The following is a 3,514-nucleotide window of genomic DNA, read 5'->3' as shown; positions in this document are numbered from 1 at the left end:
GCTCTGTCCTCGACGCGGAACTTGAAAGTCTGCGCCGGCGCGCGGATCTGGCCCGCGGGCTGGCGCACGAAGACTTTCAGCATTTTCAGGCGGTCGGGTTCGACCGGAATGGCGAATGAGCGGCCTGCCGGGATATCTTCGCCGACCACGCTCATGTCAGCTCCATCCAGGCCTTGGATCGTGACGACGAGCGTCCGCGGCTCCGGGATCATGTTGAGCAGCTTGACGGTATAGCCATTGCGGATGGAGCCGTCGGACAGCGTGACGAACTGAGGATTGCGATCATGCAACACGTTTAGTTCGAGCCGGTCGCGCGTCAGCAGGGAATAGAGCAGGCCGAGGCCGATCAGCGACCACAAGCCCATGTAGACGTAGGTGCGCGGCCGAAAGATCTTGCGGATGTGGAAATGCGCTACCTTGTCGGAGAACAGGCCATCAGCGGTCCTGACCAGCGACGGGTTGACTGAACTGGAGCCGCCCGCGGTTGCCAGCATCATATTGGTGTTGTAGTCGGAGAGCGTCGCGTAGGAGATCAGCCCGCGCTCCTTGCCGAGCTTGTCCATGACGCCGTCACAGGCGTCGATGCAGAGCGCGCAGGTGATGCATTCGAGCTGCTGGCCATCGCGAATGTCGATCCCCATCGGGCAGACCGCGACGCAGGCATTGCAGTCGACGCAGTCGCCGACGGACTGCCCTGCAGCTTGCACCTTCTTCGCATGGCGAGAACGCGGTTCGCCGCGCCAGTCATTGTAGGTGACGGTGAGCGAACTTTCGTCGAGCATGGCCGCCTGGATGCGCGGCCATGGGCACATATAGGTGCAGACCTGTTCTCGCATCAGCCCGCCGAACGTGTAGGTGGTCGCCGTCAGGACGGCGACGGTGATGTAGGCGACGGGCGCCGCGGTGCCGGTGAAGAGTTCGCCGACCAGCGTCGGCGCATCGGCAAAATAGAAGATCCAGGCGCCGCCAGTCGCCGCGCCTATGACGAGCCAGATGGTGTGCTTGAACACGCGCAGCATGAGCTTGCGCGCGGTCCAGGGACCTGCATCGAGCTTCATGCGGGCGTTACGGTCCCCCTCGATCGCACGTTCGACGACGAGGAACAGATCGACCCACACCGTCTGAGGGCATGCATAGCCGCACCAGGCACGGCCGACAGTCGAGGTGATCAGGAAAAGACCGACGCCCGCCATGACCAGGAGGCCGGCCACATAGAAGAATTCCTGGGGCCATATCTCGATGAAGAAGAAGTAGAAGCGCCGGTTCGCGAGATCGAGCAGGACTGCCTGGTCCGGGGCAAATGGACCGCGAGCCCAAGGCAGCCACGCAGCCAGGTAATAGATGCCAAGTGTGATCGTCATCACCAGCCATTTGAAGCGACGAAAGTTGCCCGAGGCGCGCTTCGGAAAGATCTTTTGACGCGCGGCATAAAGCGGCTTGCGGGTTTTGGCGGAATTGACAGTTTCTGTTTCGAGCCCTGTCAACTGCGTCTTGTCACGCATGTGCAACTCCACTTTCCCAGCCGATGTCAGGGGCACCTGTCGTAAAGCCTCGCCGTAGGATAGCCTTGCCGGGTTGTGCAGATCGCATTAGGGATGGTGTCGAGGCCCGGCTCACGCCAGGCCTCGTCCGCTTGGCAGGGGGGACCGAAGAATAGGGCTTCCATTCCTATTCTCCGCCGCCAAGCGAATGGACATAAACTGCAAGTTCCTTGACCTTGATCTCGCCGAGACGGCCAACCCAGGCCGGCATGACGCCCTGTTTTGGCGCACGGACCTGTGCGGCGATGGCTGTCTCACCGGATCCATAGAGCCAGATCGCATCGGTCAGGTCGGGGGCGCCGAATTCCCTGTTGCCTTTTGCATTGTCGCCGTGACAGGCCACGCAATTCTCGGCAAAGACCTTGGCGCCGGGTTGGATCAGACTTGCATCGCGGACCTTGCCGGAAAGGCTGGCCACGTAGGCGCTGACTTGTGCGATCTGGTCGGCGGTAATGATGTCGCCGAAGGCCGGCATTTCCGACAGCCGCGTTTCCGCATCAGTCGCAAAGCGGATGCCGTGCGTAATCGTCTGCTGGATCTGCTCGGCCTTGCCGCCCCATAGCCAGTCGTCGTCGTTGAGATTGGGAAAGCCCTTGGAACCCTGGGCGCCGGAGCCGTGACATTGTACGCAATTGACCTTGAAAGCGGCGCCACCGGCGGCGATTGCGAATTCGCGCAGGCCGTCGTCCGCGGCGATTTCCGAGACGCTCTTGGACTCCACCGCCGAGATATATTTGCCCTTGGCGGCCTCAGCCGCGGTCAGCTCGTTCCTGACCTCGTTGCGGCTGGAATAGCCGAGCACACCCGTTGTCGCCGAGTGCAACAGAGGCCATGCTGGATAGGCAATGGTGTAGCCTATCGCCCAGACAATGGTGACGTAAAAAGTGATGACCCACCATCTGGGAAGCGGGTTGTTCAGCTCCCGGATACCATCCCATTCGTGGCCGGTGGTCGAGACGCCAGAGATTTCATCGATATGCTCGTCGCTCATGATCACTCGTCCTCGAGCGGAATGCGGGCCGCTTCGTCGGCCAGCCTTCGGCTGCCGGGGCGTAGGGCAAAGGCGATGCACCCCACGAAGAACAGCGCCATCGCAACCAGGCCCCAGCTGTCGGCAAACGCCCGCATCAAATTGTAGGTCATCAGCGTTCTCCTCAGCGGTAGCCGGCGGCTTCGTCGTAATTTTTGAAGTCGACCAGTGTGCCAAGCATCTGCAGGTAGGCGAGCAGGGCATCCATTTCGGTGACCTGTTGCGGGTTGCCGTCGAAGTCGCCGATCTTGGCTTTTGGGTAACGCGCCTCAAGGCCTGATGTGTCGGCATTGGGATCGGCCTGCGCCCCCAGATCCGCATTGGCGTGGGCGATCATGTCATCCGTGTAAGGGACGGCTACAAGCCTGTTGGCGACCAGATGCGTCGAGAAATCCTTCACGTCGATCGGCGTGTCTTTCAGGAACCCATAGCTCGGCATGATCGATTCCGGCACCACCGAGCGCGGGTCGGTAAGATGCGCGACATGCCATGCATTCGAGTAGCGGTCGCCAACTCTGGCGAGATCCGGCCCGGTACGCTTCGATCCCCACTGGAAGGGGTGATCGTACATGGACTCGGCAGCCAGGCTGTAGTGGCCATAGCGCTCAACTTCGTCGCGGAACGGCCTGATCATCTGGCTATGACAGAGGTAGCAGCCCTCGCGCATATAGATGTTGCGCCCGACAAGTTCGAGCGGCGAATAGGGGCGCATGCCTTCCACCTTCTCGATCGTATTGTCGAGATAGAAGAGAGGCGCGATCTCGACGATGCCGCCGACCGTCACCACGAGCAGCGAGCCAACGAGAAGAAGCGTGGCGTTCTTCTCGATGATTGCGTGTTTGTCCATCAAGCCCATTACCTGGCTCCTGATCGCGCAGGTCGGATGGCGACGGGGCTCGGCATCGGCTCCTCCTCGCGCTGGTGGCCGAGGATGGTCCTGGTG

At 61.2% G+C, this 3,514-nt stretch carries 4 protein-coding genes; all 4 read right to left on the bottom strand.

Translation table 11 applies throughout. From position 1 onward, the window contains the following. A partial coding sequence (gene ccoG / locus EN939_RS25570) for a cytochrome c oxidase accessory protein CcoG (protein WP_127270569.1) occupies positions 1-1,502 on the bottom strand: 1,502 nt, incomplete at its 3' end. Between the two features lie 166 nt (positions 1,503-1,668). Continuing rightward, complete coding sequence (gene ccoP, locus EN939_RS25565) at positions 1,669-2,532, bottom strand: cytochrome-c oxidase, cbb3-type subunit III (RefSeq protein WP_024502865.1); 864 nt, start codon at positions 2,530-2,532, stop codon at positions 1,669-1,671. Positions 2,533-2,534: 2 nt separating this feature from the next. Continuing rightward, complete coding sequence (locus EN939_RS25560; protein WP_024502864.1) at positions 2,535-2,684, bottom strand: cbb3-type cytochrome c oxidase subunit 3; 150 nt, start codon at positions 2,682-2,684, stop codon at positions 2,535-2,537. 11 nt (positions 2,685-2,695) lie between these two features. Then, positions 2,696-3,427: a cytochrome-c oxidase, cbb3-type subunit II gene (ccoO, locus tag EN939_RS25555; protein WP_024502863.1), complete on the bottom strand. Its 732-nt coding sequence runs from the start codon at positions 3,425-3,427 to the stop codon at positions 2,696-2,698. Positions 3,428-3,514 lie beyond the last annotated feature (87 nt).

The sequence above is a fragment of the Mesorhizobium sp. M7A.F.Ca.CA.002.05.1.1 genome, from assembly GCF_003998335.1.
GTDB lineage: Bacteria > Pseudomonadota > Alphaproteobacteria > Rhizobiales > Rhizobiaceae > Mesorhizobium.
The sequence above is the reverse complement of the archived record's forward strand: the minus strand, read 5'-3'. Positions and strand labels throughout refer to the sequence as shown.

Bases quoted from the DNA above. Each gene is read 5' to 3' on its own strand.
- EN939_RS25560 (WP_024502864.1), bottom strand. From the start codon at position 2,684: ATGACCTACAATTTGATGCGGGCGTTTGCCGACAGCTGGGGCCTGGTT.
- ccoO (WP_024502863.1), bottom strand. From the start codon at position 3,427: ATGGGCTTGATGGACAAACACGCAATCATCGAGAAGAACGCCACGCTT.
- ccoP (WP_024502865.1), bottom strand. From the start codon at position 2,532: ATGAGCGACGAGCATATCGATGAAATCTCTGGCGTCTCGACCACCGGC.